Origin of the sequence: Trichocoleus sp. ST-U2 (genome assembly GCF_039961875.1) — a bacterium.
In the GTDB taxonomy this organism is placed as follows: Bacteria; Cyanobacteriota; Cyanobacteriia; order Cyanobacteriales; family FACHB-T130; genus FACHB-T130.
This window is the reverse complement of the sequence record NZ_JAMPJY010000003.1, coordinates 158,716-179,488: the sequence shown is the minus strand read 5'-3', so window position 1 is coordinate 179,488 and position 20,773 is coordinate 158,716. Positions and strand designations below refer to the sequence as shown.

The following is a 20,773-nucleotide window of genomic DNA, read 5'->3' as shown; positions in this document are numbered from 1 at the left end:
AATGCGCGACTTATAGGTTTTTGGGAATAGGTAATTAGAGAAAAAAGTGTTTCTTATACCATTTCACGTTATCGTATGACCTTTTATCCATTACCGCTAACCTGCATGATGTGTAGCAGGCATATACAGCAATCCTATTTAAATTGTGAAATACTAGCCCTTCAGATCCCCGACTTCTTAAAGAAGTCGGGGATTTCGCCTTCTTGAATCATCTAGGTTCAAAGGAGCGACAGATTGCAGTACATATTTACACGACTGACTTTATCTGCAACATTTGATTGCCGTCTTTTTGGAATTCGTAGGGTACTGGCTGAATTTCTACACTGTAGCCTTGCGCTTTTAATTTCTCCATTACTGGCTGAAGGACTGGCGACGCCTCTCCAGAAACATTTAAGAGAGGAAAAACCCGTACCGCAGCAGCAACACGGCACAATTCCACAATGGAGGCGAGGTGAAAGTCTTCTGAGAAGAAATCCGAATAGGTGAACAACAAGTGACTGCATAAGGCTAAATCGAACTGCTGAGTCTTGAAGGGTAAAACAGGTAACTCAGCGGTTAAATAGCGTCCTTGTTGAATTCCTTGTGGAAAATCTTCTAAAAATTGCTGCATGGCTGACATCCGAATTTGCCCTAAATCTTCTGGTGACTGGATCTCGTGCCAAACGTAGCTATCGAGGTTGGCTTGGAGTCCATCAATCACTTTTTGATAGGTTTTCTGGATACGTTCTCGAATTTCGTGGTTGGAAAACTGATACACCGGATCGCAAGAGATGACGTTGTAGCCTAGGCGTGTCATCTCAATATTGAAGCTGGCAGGGCCACCGCCACAATCTAGAATTTTTAACTGGAGGTCGTCAGGCGTTAAGTTGAACATCCTGATGTATTCTGCCAGGGAACGTCCCCAAGGAATGACGCTTTCAAGTTTTAATCCCATTTTTTCGAGCGATCGCATACTTTCCTGGGCTGATTATAAAATGACTGAAGGCTCTGTAATCAACCAACTAAGATGGAAAATTGACTTGGTGATGGTTAGATAGTTGAGTAAGTTATTTAAATTTGCCGCACAAAATTTTAATAAATATAAGAGATTTTGAGTAGATCGTTTTTGTGCCATCCTCATACAGGAAATGCCGGGTTCCTTACCTCAAAGTGGACTTTCCAATTTATAAGATGACTAGCATTTTTTCTGTGTCTGGCAATGTCACTGATGCCTTTCTAGTTTAAGTTTCACTTTCCTCAGTCTCTATCCATGAGGTTGTCTGTGCTGTTGTTGGCTGTAGCGGAGGCTTTGGGGCAAGTTCTGTTTCTCTTTTAATAACTCTCATTGGCTGCAAAGAAATGGCTGATGCGAGTAGAGCGGGCACTCCCACAAGCGTTGTCATGAGCAACGAAGTCAAAAGCGATTCTCCTGCATTTTTAGGTTTCTGTTCGGAGTGATTTTCTAATGAGATTTCGACCTCTGTCAGATTTTGTTGAGGTATCTTGAAAAGTAGCTGTTTGACTACTTTTCCCAGTAAGATAATGGGTAAAGTAATGAGTGCTGCGGGCAGAACTACCAGCCACACAAGTAAGCCGGAAATTAACCAAAATACAGTCGAATATACCATTTCTGAAAGTTTATGCATTGCCCTAGCCTTGCCCTCCATTGGTTGCCACACAGCTAACTCATGAGGAATCGTTGTTTGGCAGGAATTGCCTTTTTGCCTAAGCTTATAATCGGGTAGTATCGTCGCCGCACTTCGCCTCGTATATTTCAATTTTAAGGGTACGGCAATCAGGTACCCCTACTTTTTGGTTGAGTTGTAAATTGAGAAGTCAGACTTTGACGTACAATACTTCCCGATTCCAAGCTGATTCTGCTTGCCAGAGCGATCGCTCGTTCTCGATCGAAGATGATGTAGACAAAGCCGAAGCTTTCATGCCATTTGTTCGCACTCTTAGGCGTCGTGCCCATGCTGCGAGAAAACTACTATCTTATGGCATGAGTGATTATTGTTGATGGATTTGTATTAAAACCTAATTTAGTTGCTAGAAGCGATCGCAACTTTTGAGAGGATGGGGGATCGTAATCTCGATCGGCGTTGAGGGGGTAGACACGTCCCCATCCCCTAGAATCTATTTAACTTTGTACAACTTAACTTTGTACAACGCCAGAATTTTAGGCTTTTACTGCCAGCGGTAACACCTGATTGAGTTTGCCACTGCGGTAGCCTTCTAAATCGAGGGTGACGTAAATAAAGCCGAATTCTTGAAAGGCGGAAACCAGGGTGGATAAATCGGTGGTAAGAACAAATTCTTTAATTTGTTCTGACGGTAACTCGATTCTGGCGGTATCACCTTCGGAACGAACGCGGAGATTTTTTAATCCTAATTTACGCAGATAGATTTCTGCGCGTCCGACTCGTTGCAGTTTGCTGACGGTGATTTCTTCGCCGTAGGGGAAGCGGGAACTTAGGCAAGGTTGGGCGGGTTTATCCCACCAGGAAAGTCCGAGGTGTTGAGAAAGTTGGCGGACTTCAGCTTTGGTAATGCCTAATTCTGCTAAAGGCGATCGCGCACCCCTCTCTTTTGCCGCTTGAATTCCCGGACGATAATCCCCCAAATCGTCGGCGTTCACGCCATCTACAACATAGGGATAACCCAGTTGAAGTGCCAGGGGTTTAAGGTTGTCGTGAAGTTCGCTTTTACAAAAATAGCAACGGTTGACAGGATTCGAGGTGTAATTAGGATTGTCCATTTCGTGCGTCTGCATCACTTGATGGGCAATTCCAATCGCGGCTGCTTGGATTTGGGCGTCTTCGAGTTCTTCCGGGAGGAGGGAGGGAGAAACGGCGGTAACGGCTAAAGCGCGATCGCCCAAAACGTCGTAAGCTATCTTGGCAACCAAGGTACTATCGACGCCCCCAGAATAGGCAATTAATGCCCGATCCATTTCTGCAAAGAGGGTTTTTAGTTGCTCAAGTTTCTGCTTTATCATGGTTTGTTTAAAATCGAATCACAGAGGACGCAAAGGTGCTTCAGGTGCTTCAGGCGCTTCCGGTGCAGAGGAGATGGGGAGAAGTTTTTCATCCTTCCCTCAGTCCTCAGTCCTAAGTCCTCAGCACTCTCCAAATGGTGCAGAGGAGATGGGGAGAAGTTTTTCATCCTTCCCTCAGTCCTCAGTCCTAAGTCCTCAGCACTCTCCAGATCGTAACGAATTTCAAGCTTTATTCAATTCGTCTGGTGGCTGGATCGGTAAGTGTAAAGTAAAGCAGCTGCCTTGTCCCAGTTCTGAATCTACGGTGATATTGCCGCCATGAAGGAATGCCAGTTTGCGGGATAAAGCTAAGCCGAGACCCGTTCCTTCATATTGACGATTTAAACCACTATCTATCTGTAGGAACGGTTCAAAGAGGGTGGCATGATTGGCTTTGGCGATGCCAATTCCGGTGTCAATCACTGAAAATAAGATAGTGTCTGCGGTTTTTTCCACTTTTAGCGTAACTGAGCCAACGTGTGTAAATTTCACCGCATTAGAGAGCAGATTGACTAAAATCTGCCTCAAGCGGTGATGGTCGCCTACGCAGGTGGTGATGCCTGGGGAAATCTCTACAATTAATTGCAATTCTTTCTTTTGCGCCTGTTCGCGCACGGCGGAAACGGACGCCTGACAAACTTCCTCCACTAACAGGATTTCTAGGCTGAATTCTTCTCGACCGGCATCAATCAGGGATAAATCTAAAAGGTCGTTAATCAATTCCAATAAATGTTCGCCGCCGGATGTAATCAAAGTAAGATATTCTTGCTGTTTGTCATTGAGCGATCCGACAATTTGATCGACTAGCAGGCGAGAAAGCCCCAAAATGCTAGTTAGAGGGGTTCGCAGTTCGTGGCTCATCGTAGCGATAAATTCGCTTTTGGCACGATTCGCGGCTTCTGAGAGTTGTTTTTCTTGCTCTAATTGTTGGGTACGTTCTTTGACAAGTTGCTCGCTTGCTTCATAGCTTTGGGCATTGTAAAGCGCGATCGCCACTTGGTCAGCAATTCTTTCGAGAAGGTGAATTTCGTCTTCGGTGAAAGTTCGGTAACGGGTTGTGGATTGTAACGAAATGCCACCAAAAATCTGACCGCGAATAAAAATTGGCACTCTTACCATAGACAGGATTTGTAGCTGCCGAATTTGCTCTTCGCGGTTGGGAGAAGAGGCGATGTCTGCAATTTTGGGGGCATGAAAAACTTGATGAACCGAATAGTTAGAGGAAGGAGCTAATACATCGGGGTTTTCCGATCTAGGAAATTTGAGGTTCAAGACGGAAACCACTTGTTCGCTGACTCGCCATTCTTTGAGAATCTTAATTTCCTCTGGTTCTAAGGCAAAGATAGCGACTCGATCAACGCCGAAGAACTCTCCAGTTAGATTCACAATTTCCTGCAAAATATATTGTGGATCGAGGCTGGAATTTAAGCTCTGACAGATATTATTTAACAATCGCTCCCGCGTTGCTTGTTGTTGAACTTGAGCGAACAGCTGCGCTTGGTGGATGGCGATCGCACATTGATTCGCGATCGCACTTACCAAAGCGATTTCATCTTCTGTCCATTGCCGTTCGCTAACACATTGATGCAGGCTAATCCCCCCCACTAAGGATTGCTGATACAACATCGGCATCGTCAGCATGGAGCAAACTTCATACTCTCTGGCTAATTCTTGCAGTTTGAGTGGGATGCGGTCGTCAATTTGGTTGAATATCAGCGGCTCACCTTGAGCAAGGGAGGAATGGTAATAGGAGTAGAAGCCGCAATAGACGCCAATCAGGCTCTGCCTTTGAGGGGTAGATTCGCTAGCAAGGCAAGCCTGCATTTGTTGATTCGGATCGGGCAGAAAAATTAGACACCGACTGAGGTTGAGCGCTTCGTGCAGCAAATTGACGGTGGTTTGCAGCACTTCCTCCAGAATCAGCGTTTCTCGCATTGCTTGCACAATGCGGTTGATAATTGCCTCTCGCTGAGCTTGCTGCTGAATTTTGACAATGCGATCGCGCTCGATTCGGTGTTGTTCAAATTCGTGGAGCGATCGCATCAAAATCTCTGGCAGATGTTTCATCTGTTCTGAGCCAACATCGGCGATTTCAGCTTCCGGCGCGATCGCAATCAAAGGAATAAACTGCCCGGATTGTTGGACTAACTCCAATGCTTCTAAGGAGCTTGGGGCATCTGTGAGGGGGTGAGAAGGGGAATTTTCTAGTTTTCCCTGCCTCCCAGCCTTCCTATCTGTCATTGAGCTAGCATCCCCGCTCCGCTGCACTGACAACACTGCATCGTAGGTGTTTTGCTGCAATTGTTCTCGACAAGCGGCAGATGTAGCGGCAATTTCGTAAGTAAAATCAATGTCCGCTTCCCGCAGTGGATTTGTAATCAGCCCGACATCCGCGCTTGAAGCTATCACGATCAAGAGGCGGAGGGCATCTGGGGACGGAGCTTGTTGCAGTTGTGGCATCACGAGGCGAAGTACGAGCTGGAAACAAGGAGTAACGGACGAAGGATTAGGGACGGGTTTGCTTCTTTTACTTTCGCGCTTCTTCTAGCTAGTTTGTATCGCGAGGCAGCTCAAAACTCACGTCGCGAAAAAATTATGATAGCGATCGCTAAGAGGAGGACGGTATACACCAAACCATACAAAGCATCGGTTAGGAGCGCCGAGGAAGAAGGCAAAAGACCATAAACCGCCTGATTTTTGAGGTCTAGCCGAGATAAATCTGGCAGTACCACATATAAAGCATTTACGATCCGTTCGATGTCTACATTCCGACTTAATTTTCCCAGCTCTACTAAATCTCGGCTGGAATGTCCCATCAAATACACTGCAAATGTAAACAAGGTCGCTAACAGCGAACTTGTAAAGACGCCAAACATCAACGCGACAGCAGTCAGTAAAGATAGCTTAAAAAACAAGTACAGCGCCGAAATCAGAATGCTACCTAACGGGTAAGAAATCTTACTTAAACTGAGGATGCCAAGATAAATTGCCGTCATCACTGCGATCGAGACGCCTAAAACGGCTGATAGCCCCAGATGTTTGCCAATAATAAATTCGGCGCGACTGAGCGGTTTGGGAATTAACACTAAGACAGTGCGCTTTTCGATTTCTTTGTTAATCAATCCAGTCCCGACGAATACAGCAACAATGGTTCCCAGTACATCCATTGCTGCTAATCCAACATCTTTAAGAATTTTATCTTCTGTTGTTGCTGCCACTTCTGGCAACAGTCGCCACGCCACCACCATTAACAGCGCAAACAAACCGATGATATAGAGAACGCGATCGCGGATGACTTCCCGAAACCCATTCACTGCGATCGCCCAAATTCTCTTTAAACTCTCGATTGCTCCCCGAAACACATTTTTTTTCCTCGATTCTACTGTGCTTAAACTCATCGTCCTTCTAAATCATCATTTATGATTTCTCTCAACGATTTATATTTTATCCTTGGCACGAATACAAAATAACTCTTTTGTTACTAATAGTTAATTCTTTATGCGCTCAACTATCTTCCACGAGCAGCCACTTCCTAGCTCTATTGATAAGTTTTAGAGAGAGTCTTCATCATTCATAGCTTTTTAGTTCGCTGATAGGCTGACAATTGACTTGTGCAACCGCAATATTTTGTGCTGCTGTCTGGCTAGGCGTCGTCCTTGCTCCAGTTACTATTGGTTGATAGCTTTGAGTAATTTGACAGTTTTTTTCCACATAATATGCTTCGGTTTGCGAACGAGGACCTTGCCAAATTGCGCGTAATTGTAAATTGTATCCTGAGTTAATCGAACCAATATTATAGGTATAACGCCACCAAAAATCTTCTTCCACAAGCGGAATTTTTTTTGCGGCTTCTGCCCGAATTGCTTCTATACGCGGTTGTGGTTCTAGCAGCCATCGCTCCACTTCCGACCAAGGTTTATTTTCTAATTCTTGTACGATCAAGGGTTCCATAAATTCTAAAATAACCGTACCTCTAAGAGTCCTTGTTGATTGAGATGCTGATTGGGATACCATCGTGGTTTTCCCAAAATGATCCGACAGCAAGGTAGGATATTGTTCTAACCAATCTTGACTAATAAAATAAAATTGAATCCAGCAGCTAATTACCATATTGCTGCCAATCAAAATAACACTTCTTTGACGAAATTGTAGCGCCGGTACTTTTAATCTAAATCTTTCATCAAAAAAGGTTGGAAACACAGCAATCACTGATGAAAGCGTAGGCCAAACTATTAAAGCGATCGGTGGGATACTCCCAGTCCAATCGCCAAATAAAAACATACAGATTAAGGCACCCGTAATCCAAGGACCAATCGGAATACCCCAAATTTTTATTGGATTCTCTGTTGTAGCCCAGCTCACTCCAATAATTAAAAATAACCAACCGCAATGAGTGATAATATCATGTACTAAGTCAGTTGCAAAAAATGACATCACCCAAGAAAAGAAACTGAGATAAATAAACGTTTTCCAGGAATAAGCACGGGAAGGAGCTAGGGATTTCCATAATACTTTAAAAGTATTAATTAAGTATTTGAAAATAAAAAAATCAAGAATCGATGCCATATCTTTGTAAGTCTTTATTAAGTTAAGCCTAACTTGATAAATTGGTCGCAACTAAAATTTAAATTCATCTATCAAAAGATGATTAACTCAAAAAATGTTTGTATCTAACTAAATTGAGTCCGAATAAATAGAAGCAATACGAATCCCCCAAAGCTGTAGATATTAGCCTGAAAAATAGTATTAGTTAAAAGAGGGTTGGAATTAAAAGTAAGAAGTCGAAAATCTTGTAGGTTGAACTTTTCTTGGTTTTGTCTTTCCCCATAAGACGGTGTTTCCAGTAACATTTGTAAAAGTTCTAATCCTTTTAGTTTAACGATAAAGGTGGCAAAGAAGACAACAAAGCCACTTAAGATTAGTTCTGTTACAATATTGGACGACTGAGCAAATGGAAAGAATCGATCAAAAAAGATATAACTGATTAACTGAGATTTCAGCGATCGGGGAAGCCAAGGATGTACGTAAAAGAAAACTACCCAACCCAAAATCGTTGAAAATAAATTAATCGAAATGGCATAGTCAATGCTTCTTCTTTGACTAAGATTTAATTGTCGGTATAAAATGAATGATTCAATCGCAATTCCAACCAACAGCAATAAAAATTGAAATAAAATCGTTTGAAGCGGGAAAACATTTGCAAGCATAAGGTTGTCTCTCTAACACCTGTTTAATTAAGTTTAGACGTAAATTTTGATGTTGTTGATGGCAGCTTGCTCTTTACTTCTATTATCCTGCGAATTTGGGAATATCAAGAAACCTTTTATGTAAAGAAAGCATATTTGAAATACTCATAAATTAAGTAGAGGGGTGGGTAGTTTAGCGCGAGAAATAACTCAGTAGAAGAGAAAAAAGAACTGATAACTGAATGATGGACAATTGACTCCCTACCCCCTAATACCTATTTCTAGTCTCAACTTTAGCTTTTGTGGAACGGCTACTCTTGATTCTTTTCACTTTACCCTTCTAAGCTGCTATTGTTAACAGTTTGTGACAGCTAAGATTCATGAGAATTATGAGTAGAATGGGGATCGGCATTCGCACGGCTCAAGTGCGTTCTGAGCGTCTCGTCGGTCAGATTCATGTTTACGATGGGGCGGGGAAGGGAAAGTCCCAGGCAGCGCTGGGCGTGGTGTTACGCTCAATTGGGCTGGGAATTAATACTGATTTAGCAACGAGAGTGCTGCTGTTGCGGTTTCTCAAAGGACCGGGACGCTCCTACGATGAAGATGGGGCGATCGCTGCCTTGCAACAAGGCTTCCCTCACTTGATTGACCAAGTTCGCACAGGGCGGTCAGAATTTTTTGGTGCGGAGGAAATAACGCGCTTTGACCGACAGGAGGCGCAGCGCGGTTGGGATGTGGCAAAAGGCGCGATCGCATCTGACCTCTATTCTGTCCTAGTTCTGGACGAACTGAACCCGTTACTGGACTTGGGTTTGTTGCCAGTGGAGGAAGTGGTTCGGACGCTCAAGCATAAACCGCAGGAGTTGGAAGTAATTGTTACAGGTCGGGCTGCCCCCCAACAACTGCTAGAAATTGCGGATTTGCACTCTGAGATGAAGCCGCACCACCCGATTACCGAAGGTAGGGACGGGGTTTCCCTGCCTTTACAGGGGATAGAAATCTACACGGGTGCTGGTAAAGGCAAGTCTACTAGCGCATTGGGTAAAGCATTGCAGGCGATTGGGCGCGGGATTAGTCAGGATCAGTCGCACCGAGTGCTGATTATGCAGTGGCTCAAAGGTGGGACTGGATATACTGAGGATGCCGCGATCGCAGCTTTGCAACAAAGTTACCCAAACTTAGTCGATCATCAGCGCTGCGGACAAGATGCGATTGTCTGGCGCGGACAACAGCAAGAACTAGACTATGTGGAAGCTGAACGCGGTTGGGAGATTGCTAGGGCAGCGATCGCGTCTGGGCTTTATAAGACAATTATCTTGGACGAACTCAATCCTACAGTTGACTTAGAACTGCTGGATCAACAACCAATCGTAGACGCACTGCTACGCAAACCCCGCGACACGGAAGTGATTATCACGGGGCGCTGTCTAAATCGTCCGGCGTATTTTGACCTTGCCAGCGTCCATTCAGAGATGATTTGCCATAAGCATTACGCTGACAGAGGGGTGGACTTGAAGCGTGGCGTAGATTTTTAGAGTTTCAGCGATCGATCGATACAAATGTAACCTGCTCCCGGCAGGTTTCGTTTGTGTGCTTGCTGTCGCTGTACGGTTTCAACCGCCCGTCCGGAGCATGATGTGAGGCAAATCTCTAGGAGGAATTGTATAAAGAAGTTCACCAATGCAACTATCCATAGGAGTATTCTAGAAAAGAAAATAATTTAGTTAGCACTCGCATGACTTTCGGCAACGAGAGTTAACACCTCCGGAGTCTTCCCATGTTCGTACCCATTTCCCTAGTCATCACGGCATACAACCGGGAACTTTATCTTGCTGCCACGATTGAAAGTATTCTGGCGCAGACTAGGCAAGACTTTGAGCTACTGGTGTGGGATGACGGTTCTACAGATAGAACTGTAGAAATTGCCCGTGAATACGAAGCCCGCGATCGCAGAGTTCGGGTAGTTGCAGCAGAACATCAAGGACGAGTCAGCGCCTTGCAAGCAGCGATCGCGCAAACCACCGGCACCTACATCGGTTTGGTAGATAGTGACGATTTGCTTGCCCCCACAGCAGTGCAAGAGACAGCAACCGTGCTGGAGGCGAAACCGGAGGTAGGTTTTGTCTACACCGACTACATCGACATCGACCAAAGCGGCAAAGTCATCGACTACGGGAAGCGCTGTCGCATCCCCTACTCCAAAGAGCGGCTTTTGCTCGATTTTATGACCTTTCACTTCCGGTTGATGCGTCGCAGTTTCTTCGACCAAGTGGGGGGAATCGAAGAGTCCTTCGACTACGTTGAAGACTACGATCTGTGCCTGAAACTGTCAGAAGTTGCCGAAGTGCGGCATATCAACAAGCCACTTTACTACTATCGTTGCCATCAGGCGAGTGACTCGCACACCTATACCAAGCAACAGGCGAAAAACGCTTGCAAAGCGATCGCGCGGGCACTGCAAAGGAGAGGATTAAGCGATCGCTTCTCTGTAAAACTGCACATCCTCAGCCATTTCCCTTTCAACTCTAAAGTCCTATTAGTTCGCAAAAAGCAATCAATCCTCGATTACCAATTCTCAATTATTAATTCTCGATTACCGATTGCTAAAAACATCGCCTCTTGCCTTCTCGCCCTCACCTGTAGCCTTTCTCCAACTTTTGCCCAAGCACAATCAATTACCACCGCACCTGACGGCACCAACACCAATGTCACCACCTCTGGCAATCAATTCAATATTACTGGTGGAAAACTTTCAGCCGATGGAGGAAATCTCTTCCACAGCTTCAACGAATTTGGCTTAGAACAAAATCAAATTGCCAACTTTCTTTCTAACCCATCTATCCACAATATTTTGGGTCGCGTCACGAGTGGAAACCCTTCTATTATTAACGGACTTATCCAAGTTTCCAGCAGCAACTCCACCAACTTATACTTGATGAACCCGGCTGGCATTGTGTTTGGTTCGGGTGCCATCTTGAACGTACCAGGAGGCTTCACCACCACCACCGCCACCGGAATAGGGATTGGTGACAATTGGTTCAATGCCTTCGATCCGAATAACTACGCCAACTTGGTAGGCACGCCCAATCTCTTTGCCTTTACCACATCCCAGCCGGGTAGCATTATCAACGCTGGGAATTTAACGGTGGGAGAGGGAAAAAATCTCACTCTTATCGGCGGAACTGTCGTCAACACCGGAGAACTCAAAGCACCAGCAGGTAATATCACCGTAGCCGCCGTACCGGGCAAGAAGACGGTACAGATTTCGCAAGCGGGAAACGTGCTTAGTTTAGAAATTCAGCCATCCGTCTTACCTTCCAGCTTTAATGCCCAGTTATCAAATCCTCCCGCACTGCCGCAATTACTCTCCGGTGGAGGTGTCGCTAATGCCACCAAAATGACCGTCAACAGTGCGGGACAAGTGGTGCTAAGCGGATCGGGTATTACCATTCCCACAGAACCGGGAACTGCAATTGTCTCCGGGAAGCTGGATACCTCTAACACTCAAGTTGGTATTGGCGGCGCAGTAGCTGTACTAGGTAATCAAGTTGGTTTAGTCGAGAACGCCAGTGTGAATGCCTCCGGAGATGCAGGCGGCGGCCAAGTATTGATTGGCGGAGATTATCTGGGGAAAGGTAGCGTACCCAATGCTGCTTTCACCTTTGTCGGCGCAGATGTGACACTCAATGCCGATGCCATTACTAATGGCAATGGCGGTAAAGTCATTGTCTGGTCAGATCAAGCAACTCGTACCTATGGCACCATTAGTGCCCGTGGCGGCGCACAAGGTGGTAACGGCGGATTTATCGAAACTTCCGGGAAAGTTTACCTGGATGTCACCAAAGCAGCGGATGCAAGTGCCCCCAAGGGTCTTCCTGGTACTTGGCTGCTTGACCCCTCGAATATCACTATCATCAATGGCGGCGGTTATGGCTATGGTAGCCTAGACAGTTTTTCGCCAAATTTCACTGCGAATGCCGACAATTCTACGATTAGTAATGGCGCAATCAATAACGCCCTCAACTTTGGCAGTAGCGTAATCATCTCCACGAATAATCCTTATGGCACCCAGGTAGGCAATATTACGCAGAATGCTGATGCAGCGATTGGCGGTGGGTATTTTTTTGGTGGTCCTGTCACTCTTACTCTTGAGGCAGCCAATGACATTATCCTCAATGGCTCTATGGGCGGTAATGGCTACGCCCTAAATGTCGTGCTTCGAGGTCAAGGGGGTGCGGGAACTAGAGCAAACAATGTAACAATTAATGGTCTGATTGATACTGACGGCGGTGACTTCAGTAGCCTGAGCAACACTTTCAACAGTAGCGCGACTACCATTACCACCCAAGGCGGGAATATCAACATTGATGCTACTGGCAACATTACTACAGGCTTCCTCAACGCCAGTTCTACTTTTTTTAATGGTGGAAATATTGACCTGATAACGAGTGCAGGTGGCAAAATCGCAATTGGAGGCGATCTCAATTCCTCTGGCGGTGCTTATGGTTCCGGATCTGCTATCACCCTCACTGGCGATGTCTTGCTCAGTAACAACGCCACATTCACCACAATCGGTGGTACTGGTTATGGTTATGGTTCTGGTTATGGGGACGGTGACATCGAAATCACCGGAACGGTCAATGGCACGGGTGCAGGCGGTCAAAATCTGACGCTGAATGCAGACACGGGTAACATTACATTCGGGAACGCTGTCGGCAACATTACACCTATTGGAAATTTGAGCGTCAATAGTGCCTCCAATCTCACCCTGAACGGCAACGTCACCACAATCAGCGGCAGCACCATCAGTTTCAATACCCCCGTGACGCTGAGTAACAATGCAACTCTAACCGCAGACGAGATTAACTTTAATGGGGCAGTCAGCGGTGCGGGATACCAGATTGGACTGGCACCCGCAACGGCATCGAAAAATATTCAGGTTGGGAATGCGACTCCTGTAACCGATAGTTTGAATCTGACCGCCGCAAAGTTGGGACAATTGCAAGATGGCTTCAGCTCTATTACGATTGGACGCCTTGACGGCAGTGGTGCCATTACGATCGACAGTGCAGGTGTCACCTTCAAAGATCCTCTCACCGTTCAAGCACCCTCTGGCTCAGTGGCGGTTAATGGAGCCATTACAGGCACGGGGGACGCCTCTATCACCCTTGATGCTGGATTAACTACCCTCAACACAGATATCACTACCGCCGATCAAAACATTACTATCAACAGCGATACGCTTCTGGGTAAAGACATCACCCTCAGTACCGGCGCTCAAGGGGGCGGTGATATTGCTCTCGGTGGCAAGACGAATGGAACGGGCGCAGGGGGGCAAAACCTCACTTTAACTGCCGGTACCGGCAGCCTTAAAATCGCTGATGCAGTAGGCAACAGCACCTCCATCGGAGCCTTAACTGCTAACACCAGTGGCTTCACTAGCTTGGATGGCAGTGTCAATGCAGCTAGCGTGACGATACAGGGGAGTAGCGTCATCGACGGGAATGTCACCACCAGCGGAATTCAAAACTATGGCGGCGATGTTTACCTCGTCGGTCAAAACCCGATAGAACTCAGCAGTAGCGCTGACTCGATTACCTTTGGCGGTATCCTCGCTGATAGCGGCAATGCTACCGACCTAACCATCAGTGTCAACAGTGATGTCACTTTCCAGGATGCAGTGGGAGGAAATGGTTATTTTCTAGATAATCTGACTGTGAATAGTGGCAACAATGTCATCGCAAAAAATATTACGGCTACCGGGATCAAAATAACAGCGAACAATAGTATCAGTACAGGTTCGCTCAATACTAGCAAGACGACGGGAAATGGGGGAGCGATCGCTCTTACTGCTAAAAACAACCTTGCCACTGCTAACATCGACTCTCATTCTGATAATGGGGTTGGCGGAAATATTACCCTCATCAGCCAAACAGCCGCGATAAACACCGGAAATCTAACCGCCTCAGGGACGACTAAAGGCGGGAATATCTTCGTATCTGCCATTGACAGCATTACAACGCTGGGAATTAATTCCAGCGCTAGCTTCGGAGATGCTGGTAATGTCACCCTTGACCCCGAAAACGACATTCAAGTTAGCTTCATTAATGCCCAAGGCGGAACGGGAGGCAAAGGGGGCATCGTTGACATTACAACCGAAAGTTTGTTTCGAGCTACGGGTACCTTCACTGACCAAAATGGGCAAAAAGCAAGTATTTCCGCCGCTGGGGGTGCTGGTGAAGGTTCCATCATCCTGCGCCACGGAGGCGGTTCCAAAGACGTTCCCTTCGTCGTTGGTAAGGCTACCAACAACGGTACAGCAGGAGTATTAACAACTGGGTCAGGCAATACAATTGCTTCAGGATCTTTCCCCGGCAGCTATACTCAGGGCAAGATTCAGCTCGTTACTGCCGATCAAGCCGATCAACCTGATACACCGTCCTCACCGAGTCCTTTACCACCACAAGAAATAACGCCTCCACAGGAAACGCTAACGCCACAATTGTCGGTGTCTACCAGTTTGACTCTCGCGGAAGTTGACACCTTGTTCGCTGACCTAGAGGAACCGTTCACGCGCCAGTTTGAGCAATATTTTAGTGGAAGTGCGGATACTCCGATTAGAACCCTCACCGAAGCCCGCGATATTCTTCAAAACATTGAAAAATCGACTGGGGTAAAACCGGCACTTATCTACATCACTTTTGTTCCTGCCACGGCGGCACCTCCTTCAGCTACCGATAAGACTCTATTACCTGCAACATCGCCAGAATCAGACATCCTTTGGCAGTTTAATCCCCAAGGCTTTGCCCTCAGTCAAGCATCCCCGCAACCCGCCGCTACTCCCGCTACCAGTCCCCCCGCCCAAGACAACGACCAACTCGAATTAGTTGTCATCACTGCCAAGGGTCAACCAATTCGCAAACGGGTGCAGGGGACAACGCGCGAGGAAATTCTCACAGTCGCTAAACAATTCCGCAGCGAAGTTACTAACCTTAAAAAACTCAATGGCTACCTGGCACCATCTCAGGAACTTTATCAGTGGATGGTGGCACCTTTAGAAGCCGATTTACAAGCTAGAGGTATCCAAAACCTAGTATTTCTGATGGATACAGGTTTGCGATCGCTGCCAATGGCTGCCCTCCACAATGGTCAACAGTTCCTGGTGGAAAACTACAGCATCGGCATGATGCCCAGTCTCAGCCTCACCGATACCCGCTACGTGAATATCAAAAACACTCAAGTTTTGGCAATGGGCGCGTCAAAGTTTACCGAACTGAATTCCTTACCAGCCGTGCCGATTGAATTATCTATCATCACTCCGACGCTGTGGTCGGGGAAATCTTTCCTCAACGAGAAATTTACGCTAGGAAATCTCAAGGCACAGCGTCAGCAACAGCCTTATGGAATTATCCACCTGGCGACGCATGGCGAATTTAAACCTGGGAAAATCGAAAACTCCTACATTCAGTTATGGGATACCAAGCTACGACTCAACCAGCTGCGCCAATTGGGCTGGAATGACCCGCCAGTGGAATTGTTGGTACTGAGTGCCTGTCGCACCGCACTGGGAGATGAACAAGCAGAGTTAGGCTTTGGGGGCATAGCAGTGCTGGCAGGGGTGAAATCAGTTGTAGCCAGTTTATGGTATGTCAGCGACGAGGGAACTCAAGGATTGATGGCGGATTTCTATGCCCAATTGAAGAAAGCCCCGATCAAGTCAGAAGCTTTACGGCAAGCGCAGATAGCAATGCTCAAGGGGCAGGTACGCTTGGAGGCGGGCGAACTGCGCCTCCCCACAGGAAACATCAAGCTGCCACCCGAACTCGCCAACCGGGGCGACACGCAGCTAACGCATCCTTACTACTGGGCAGCTTTCACGATGATTGGCAATCCTTGGTAAGAGGAGTAAGGGGTAAGGACTGAGGACTGAGGGCTGAGGACTGAGGACTGAGGGCTGAGGGCTGAGGCAGAGAAAATCGTACTTGCATTCAGCCCTTCGCATTCGTAACTGATTTGGAAACTCTATTTTTTTCTACATTTCTATGCGTCCTATAGCCCAGAGAGCGCACGACTAAGCGAATCCGCGCCGCTATCGGCTTCGCCAGAGGTTACGGGTTCGCCCTCCATGCACTGGTATTCTCTGGCAAAGACAAGGAACGCGACAATCGAACCCGGTGACTTCGCCCGTCAACAGGTAACTGTGAAGTGTTGTTTGTTTTAGAAGCCGCTGGTTCGCCTTTCAGCTTTTTGAAGCTTAGTTATAAAATACTTTCACGCAATGGCAAAATTAGCACTTGCTAATTTAAGTATTGCTACCAAGCTTTAAATTGGTGGTTTCGGCTATTTTAGGAACAGTCTCCAACGTATATCAAACTTAGCTGCGCTTCAACCTGAGGCGTGCCGACAGGAACAGGGGTAAACAGTGCCTAGTGGAAAAATCCACTGCCAGGAACGACTCCCCCATAACCAGGTGACTACACAAAATTGTTGTTTTGAGGAATGCTGCCGTGGAGTCGGGAAAGATTTTGGGCTTTTTCATCGAGGAGGCAAAAGAACACCTCGAAACCCTGGAAAAAGGGCTACTGGATTTGCGAGGCGTAATGGCAGATCAAGAAAGGATTAATGAAATGTTTCGCGCCGCCCATTCTGTCAAGGGAGGGGCAGCGATGCTGGGCTTCAACAGTATTCAAAAAGTTTCCCATCGGTTTGAGGATTGTTTCAAGCTCCTCAAGGAACATCCAGTCAATATCGATAACGATCTGGAGTCCATGTTTTTAGAAGGGTATGACACCCTTAAGCACTTAGTTGACCAGCTTCAGGGGCCATTTGGTCTCCGAGAAGAGGAAGGCGAGAAAATCGTACAAGCAGCAGAACCTAATTTTGTTAAGTTACAGGCACACCTTAACCACCTGCTTGGGGCGGCAGGAAGCGCTCCAGAAGCGAGCAAAACGTCAACTCCAGATATTTCTGCTCAGGTGACTGGGGTGCTAAAACAAATGTTGCCGCTGTTTAAACAAGCAGAAACACCCGCAAATCGTCAACAACTTTGCGCTTTGTGCAGTCGTCTCGTGCAGATGAGTGCTGAAATAAAAACCTGGCAAGTGCTGGTAAGAACTGCAAATCGAGCGATCGCTAATCCCAAAAATACTTATGCCACCTTGGCACCTATTGTAATTAAGGAACTCAAGCAGGCTAGCGATCTGTTGCCACACGGAAAAACTGACGCGATCGCGCCGAGTGCCAGTTTGCGGCTGTTGGCAGCTTCCCCTGAAGCAACTACCGCCCCAATTCCGCCGGCAAAGGTGGCAGTTGGGGAAGGGGCACCCAGCCCAACGGAGTCAAAACCCACTCCGACATCCATCAAACAAATCGCCGTGCCTGTAGAACCTAGGGCGGCGGCAAAGGTTTTGGCTCAAGTGTTTAATAAAGAGCAACTGCTGCTGCTAGCAAAGTTACTCCACCAAGCTTCTCGCTGATTCTCTCTACCACAAAACGCGGCTGTTGCACAAAGCACGCGGCTACTTTTCCTTTGCTCAACCAGCTACAGAATCAATCGATGGGGCAGTACCCAAAGCACTGCCCCATCGTTTTTTTTGCAATTAGACGAACATTTATCATTAAGCTGTCTTTTGCAATTCAAAAAATAGGTATAAAAACTGCTTTTTCCTTTTACTTTAATTTTTGATTAGGTCAAAACTTTCAGTATGTTTGCGTGTAAAAAATAACGAATACTGACTGGCGAATAACCGATTAATCCTTAGGAATAGTCCTTGTGGTTAATTCCAGAGAACAACTAGCAACAATTTAGCTTTTTGGACATTAAGAAAAGACAAGTATTATTTAAATATTTAAAAATATATACAGAAATCTAAATATCCTATTCAATTTTTTAACCTAGTTTTAGGAAAACAACTCCTTTTAGGCCAGAAATTCTCATTACTTGTTAAAACTGATACCAATAGAGACTCAAAACCCTTAGCTACAGTGATTAGAGTGTAACTTTTAGAAAAAATAAGCATCTATCTATTTGTAGACAAACTTGTTAATCTGGTGGCTTCAAAGACTTAAATAAAATAGTCTGAAAGTTACGACTCAGGGTGTATGCAGCTCCACAGCTAGAAAGGCTATACCAGAGTAGAGACAAAAGGGTGTATCCAGTCCAACGGCTGAACGAGTTAACAAAGATTGCCATAATAAAAACTCCAGGTACTCAGCCAGTGCCTTGATTGAAAGCTATGCGAAGTTTACAAGCGAATCAGCAAGGCGCTGCCCAATCAGCGCCCAGGATGGATACCCTCCCTCAGGCACTTCTGAGCGAACTAGCAGTTGGCGTCTTGGTGATGGGAGCGCAGGGGGAAATACGCTTTACTAATCAGGCGACACTGGACTTGCTGGATTTAACGGCAGACCAGATGCTGGATCAAACGCCGCTCGATCCCGCTTGGCACGTTATCCAAGAGAATGGAACGCCATTTCAGATGAAACTCCACACGGCACCAGTCCGGGCAAAGCAAGCATTGTTGCTGCTTTCGACCCGACAATCGCTGCGAAACCTGGTGCTAGGGGTTTATAGACCGACAAAGCGCGATCGCATTTGGATATCTGTTAACACCGAACCGCAGTTAGATCCAGACGGTTGCGTCGAGCAAGTCGTCTGCACGCTGAGTGAAATCACCAACCAAAAGGCAAGCGAACAATTTTCAAAAATCAATGAATGTTTTTCGGGTCTTGGTTCCGACCCAGATGAGAATATTAACCGCATCACGGCATCCGCAGGGGAATTACTAGGCGGTGCTTGGGCAGTCTACAATCGACTGCATCAAGGCTTACTGTGGTCTTGGGGTCAATGGCAAACGCCGTCGGAGTTCCCAAATGTAGGCGATCCGGACGGACATCTCTGTTATGACGTGATTCAGCAGGGAAGCAACCAGCCCTATGTCGTTCAGGATTTACCCAACACCCCCTACGCACACAGAGATCCTTGGGTCATTCCTTACCAACTGCAAACCTACGTTGGTCAAGCAGTTAGATGCGCGGGTGAATATATCGGCTCGCTTTGCGTGGTCTATCAGAACCAGTTTGTTCCCACAGAATCTGACAAGAAGCTGATGGGGATTATGGCTGCGGCGATCGGTGTAGAAGAGGAACGCAAGAGGGAAGCAGTGGTGTGGGCGCAAAACGAAGGGAAATGGCGATCGCTACTGCAAAACAGCTCCAATTTGATCACAATCTTGGAAGCCGATGGCACCATCAAATACGCAAGTCCTGCCATTGAGGGCATTTTAGGATACAAGCAAAAAGAATTAATTGGCAAAAATACCTTTGACCTTGTTCACCCAGAGGATGTTTCATTAGTCAAAAACGATTTTCAAGGCGTCCTCGAAAATTCAACAACTGCTTTATCCATTGAGTTCCGATTTCAGCACAAAGATGGCTCGTGGCGTTATATCGAAGCAACCCACAGCAATCTGGTCATGGATGCACCAGGGGTTCGCATTGTTGTGAACTCTCGTGACATTACCGATCGCAAACTGGCTGAGACAGCTTTAATTCAATCGGAAGCGCAACTGAGAGACAAAGCAGCTCAGTTAGAACAAGCCTTATACGAACTGCAACAAACTCAAAGTCAACTGGTACAAACAGAAAAAATGTCCAGTTTGGGGCAGTTAGTCGCCGGTGTTGCTCACGAAATTAACAACCCGGTTTCTTTTATCTACGGTAATCTTCCCTACGCGACGGAGTATACTCAAGACCTGCTGCATCTCGTTCACCTCTACCAGCAGGAATATCCACAACCGACACCCGCCATTCAAGAAGCAGCAGAAGCACTGGACATAGATTTCCTCAGTGAAGACCTTCCAAAACTGATGAATTCAATGCAAGTGGGAGCTGAACGTATTCGACAAATTGTGCTGAGCTTGAGGAACTTCTCTCGTCTAGATAAAGCGGCAAGAGAGCCTTTCGATCTTCACAATGGAATTGATAACACTTTACTTTTGTTACAACATCGCTTGAAGCCGAAAGCAGGACGCACCGAGATCCAGATAGTTAAAGAGTATGACAACCTGCCTCGTGTCGATTGCTATGCTGGGCAAATCAATCAGGTATTTATGAATATTCTGAGTAATGCGATTGATGCCCTAGAAGAGTCAATCATTAATGGTGAGTGGTCAGTTGCCAGTAGAAAAACAACTGACATTCCTACTATCCGGATTCGCACCGAACTGGCAAATGACAATAAGGTGGTCATTCAGATTACTGATAATGGCCCTGGCATACCATCGGAAGTGCAGCAACATATATTTGACCCTTTCTTTACTACTAAACCAGTCGGTCAAGGTACTGGCTTGGGGTTGTCAATCAGCTACCAGGTTGTTGTAGAAAAACACGGCGGCGTCTTGAAGTGTCAGTCGGCACCGGGAGAAGGAACGGAATTCTGTATCGAGCTGCCCGTAAATCTTCCCCAGCCGGAAGGAGTGTAAAAATTAGCGAATGGCACTTACTCAAGCATAAAAAGCTTAAACAGAAAAAGCAATTTGTTGGTTGGGTTTCACTATGATTCACCCAATTA

13 protein-coding genes are annotated in these 20,773 nt (G+C 46.4%); 5 read left to right on the top strand and 8 right to left on the bottom strand.

Annotated features, from left to right (window positions below; translation table 11 throughout):
• Positions 1-247: 247 nt before the first annotated feature.
• Together NC996_RS03170 and NC996_RS03165 are read right to left on the bottom strand one after the other, a co-directional pair.
• Positions 248-934 carry an SAM-dependent methyltransferase gene (locus NC996_RS03170; RefSeq protein ID WP_190437652.1) on the bottom strand — a complete coding sequence of 229 codons (687 nt, stop codon included), beginning with the start codon at positions 932-934 and terminating at the stop codon, positions 248-250.
• A 286-nt stretch (positions 935-1,220) separates the two neighbouring features.
• Entirely contained in the window at positions 1,221-1,625 is a 405-nt protein-coding gene (locus NC996_RS03165; protein ID WP_348259973.1) for a hypothetical protein, read from the bottom strand.
• Positions 1,626-1,822: 197 nt separating this feature from the next.
• Between NC996_RS03165 and NC996_RS03160 the strand changes: the two genes are divergently transcribed.
• On the top strand, positions 1,823-1,999 hold the full coding sequence (locus tag NC996_RS03160; RefSeq protein ID WP_348259972.1) for a hypothetical protein: 177 nt from the start codon (positions 1,823-1,825) through the stop codon (positions 1,997-1,999).
• A gap of 159 nt (positions 2,000-2,158) precedes the next feature.
• Here NC996_RS03160 and larE read toward each other — a convergent pair whose 3' ends face one another.
• The 5 genes from larE to fraC form a co-directional block, all read right to left on the bottom strand.
• The gene (gene larE / locus NC996_RS03155; protein WP_190681646.1) at positions 2,159-2,977 is read right to left on the bottom strand and encodes an ATP-dependent sacrificial sulfur transferase LarE; all 819 of its coding nucleotides are present in this window, start codon (positions 2,975-2,977) and stop codon (positions 2,159-2,161) included.
• A 222-nt stretch (positions 2,978-3,199) separates the two neighbouring features.
• A complete protein-coding gene (locus NC996_RS03150) occupies positions 3,200-5,476 on the bottom strand; it encodes a GAF domain-containing protein (RefSeq protein ID WP_190681643.1) in 2,277 nt (758 codons plus the stop codon).
• Positions 5,477-5,586: 110 nt separating this feature from the next.
• On the bottom strand, positions 5,587-6,414 hold the full coding sequence (locus tag NC996_RS03145; protein ID WP_190681635.1) for an ABC transporter permease: 828 nt from the start codon (positions 6,412-6,414) through the stop codon (positions 5,587-5,589).
• Positions 6,415-6,583: 169 nt separating this feature from the next.
• Complete coding sequence (locus tag NC996_RS03140) at positions 6,584-7,582, bottom strand: DUF5357 family protein (RefSeq protein WP_190681632.1); 999 nt, start codon at positions 7,580-7,582, stop codon at positions 6,584-6,586.
• A gap of 104 nt (positions 7,583-7,686) precedes the next feature.
• Positions 7,687-8,223: a filament integrity protein FraC gene (gene fraC / locus NC996_RS03135; RefSeq protein WP_190430429.1), complete on the bottom strand. Its 537-nt coding sequence runs from the start codon at positions 8,221-8,223 to the stop codon at positions 7,687-7,689.
• A 368-nt stretch (positions 8,224-8,591) separates the two neighbouring features.
• Here fraC and NC996_RS03130 point away from each other — a divergent pair, with 368 nt between their 5' ends.
• The 3 genes from NC996_RS03130 to NC996_RS03120 all read left to right on the top strand — a co-directional run bounded on the left by NC996_RS03130 (position 8,592) and on the right by NC996_RS03120 (position 17,678).
• Positions 8,592-9,737, top strand: a complete 1,146-nt coding sequence (locus NC996_RS03130; RefSeq protein WP_190413257.1) for a cob(I)yrinic acid a,c-diamide adenosyltransferase — start codon at positions 8,592-8,594, stop codon at positions 9,735-9,737.
• A 242-nt stretch (positions 9,738-9,979) separates the two neighbouring features.
• Positions 9,980-16,102 (top strand): CHAT domain-containing protein, encoded by a 6,123-nt coding sequence (locus tag NC996_RS03125; protein ID WP_190681629.1) that lies wholly within the window; start codon positions 9,980-9,982, stop codon positions 16,100-16,102.
• A 607-nt stretch (positions 16,103-16,709) separates the two neighbouring features.
• Entirely contained in the window at positions 16,710-17,678 is a 969-nt protein-coding gene (locus NC996_RS03120; RefSeq protein ID WP_190681801.1) for an Hpt domain-containing protein, read from the top strand.
• 566 nt (positions 17,679-18,244) lie between these two features.
• On the opposite strand, the gene NC996_RS03115 is transcribed toward NC996_RS03120, so the two are convergent.
• A complete protein-coding gene (locus tag NC996_RS03115) occupies positions 18,245-18,394 on the bottom strand; it encodes a hypothetical protein (protein WP_190413262.1) in 150 nt (49 codons plus the stop codon).
• 43 nt (positions 18,395-18,437) lie between these two features.
• Here NC996_RS03115 and NC996_RS03110 point away from each other — a divergent pair, with 43 nt between their 5' ends.
• The gene (locus tag NC996_RS03110; RefSeq protein WP_190681626.1) at positions 18,438-20,684 is read left to right on the top strand and encodes a PAS domain S-box protein; all 2,247 of its coding nucleotides are present in this window, start codon (positions 18,438-18,440) and stop codon (positions 20,682-20,684) included.
• Positions 20,685-20,773: the final 89 nt, after the last annotated feature.

Excerpts from the sequence above, each read along its gene's own strand:
- NC996_RS03150 (WP_190681643.1), bottom strand. The coding sequence starts at position 5,476 with ATGCCACAACTGCAACAAGCTCCGTCCCCAGATGCCCTCCGCCTCTTG.
- NC996_RS03140 (WP_190681632.1), bottom strand. The coding sequence starts at position 7,582 with ATGGCATCGATTCTTGATTTTTTTATTTTCAAATACTTAATTAATACT.
- fraC (WP_190430429.1), bottom strand. The coding sequence starts at position 8,223 with ATGCTTGCAAATGTTTTCCCGCTTCAAACGATTTTATTTCAATTTTTA.
- NC996_RS03125 (WP_190681629.1), top strand. The coding sequence starts at position 9,980 with ATGTTCGTACCCATTTCCCTAGTCATCACGGCATACAACCGGGAACTT.
- NC996_RS03115 (WP_190413262.1), bottom strand. The coding sequence starts at position 18,394 with ATGGCAATCTTTGTTAACTCGTTCAGCCGTTGGACTGGATACACCCTT.
- larE (WP_190681646.1), bottom strand. The coding sequence starts at position 2,977 with ATGATAAAGCAGAAACTTGAGCAACTAAAAACCCTCTTTGCAGAAATG.
- NC996_RS03170 (WP_190437652.1), bottom strand. The coding sequence starts at position 934 with ATGGGATTAAAACTTGAAAGCGTCATTCCTTGGGGACGTTCCCTGGCA.
- NC996_RS03130 (WP_190413257.1), top strand. The coding sequence starts at position 8,592 with ATGAGTAGAATGGGGATCGGCATTCGCACGGCTCAAGTGCGTTCTGAG.
- NC996_RS03110 (WP_190681626.1), top strand. The coding sequence starts at position 18,438 with ATGCGAAGTTTACAAGCGAATCAGCAAGGCGCTGCCCAATCAGCGCCC.
- NC996_RS03145 (WP_190681635.1), bottom strand. The coding sequence starts at position 6,414 with ATGAGTTTAAGCACAGTAGAATCGAGGAAAAAAAATGTGTTTCGGGGA.
- NC996_RS03165 (WP_348259973.1), bottom strand. The coding sequence starts at position 1,625 with ATGCATAAACTTTCAGAAATGGTATATTCGACTGTATTTTGGTTAATT.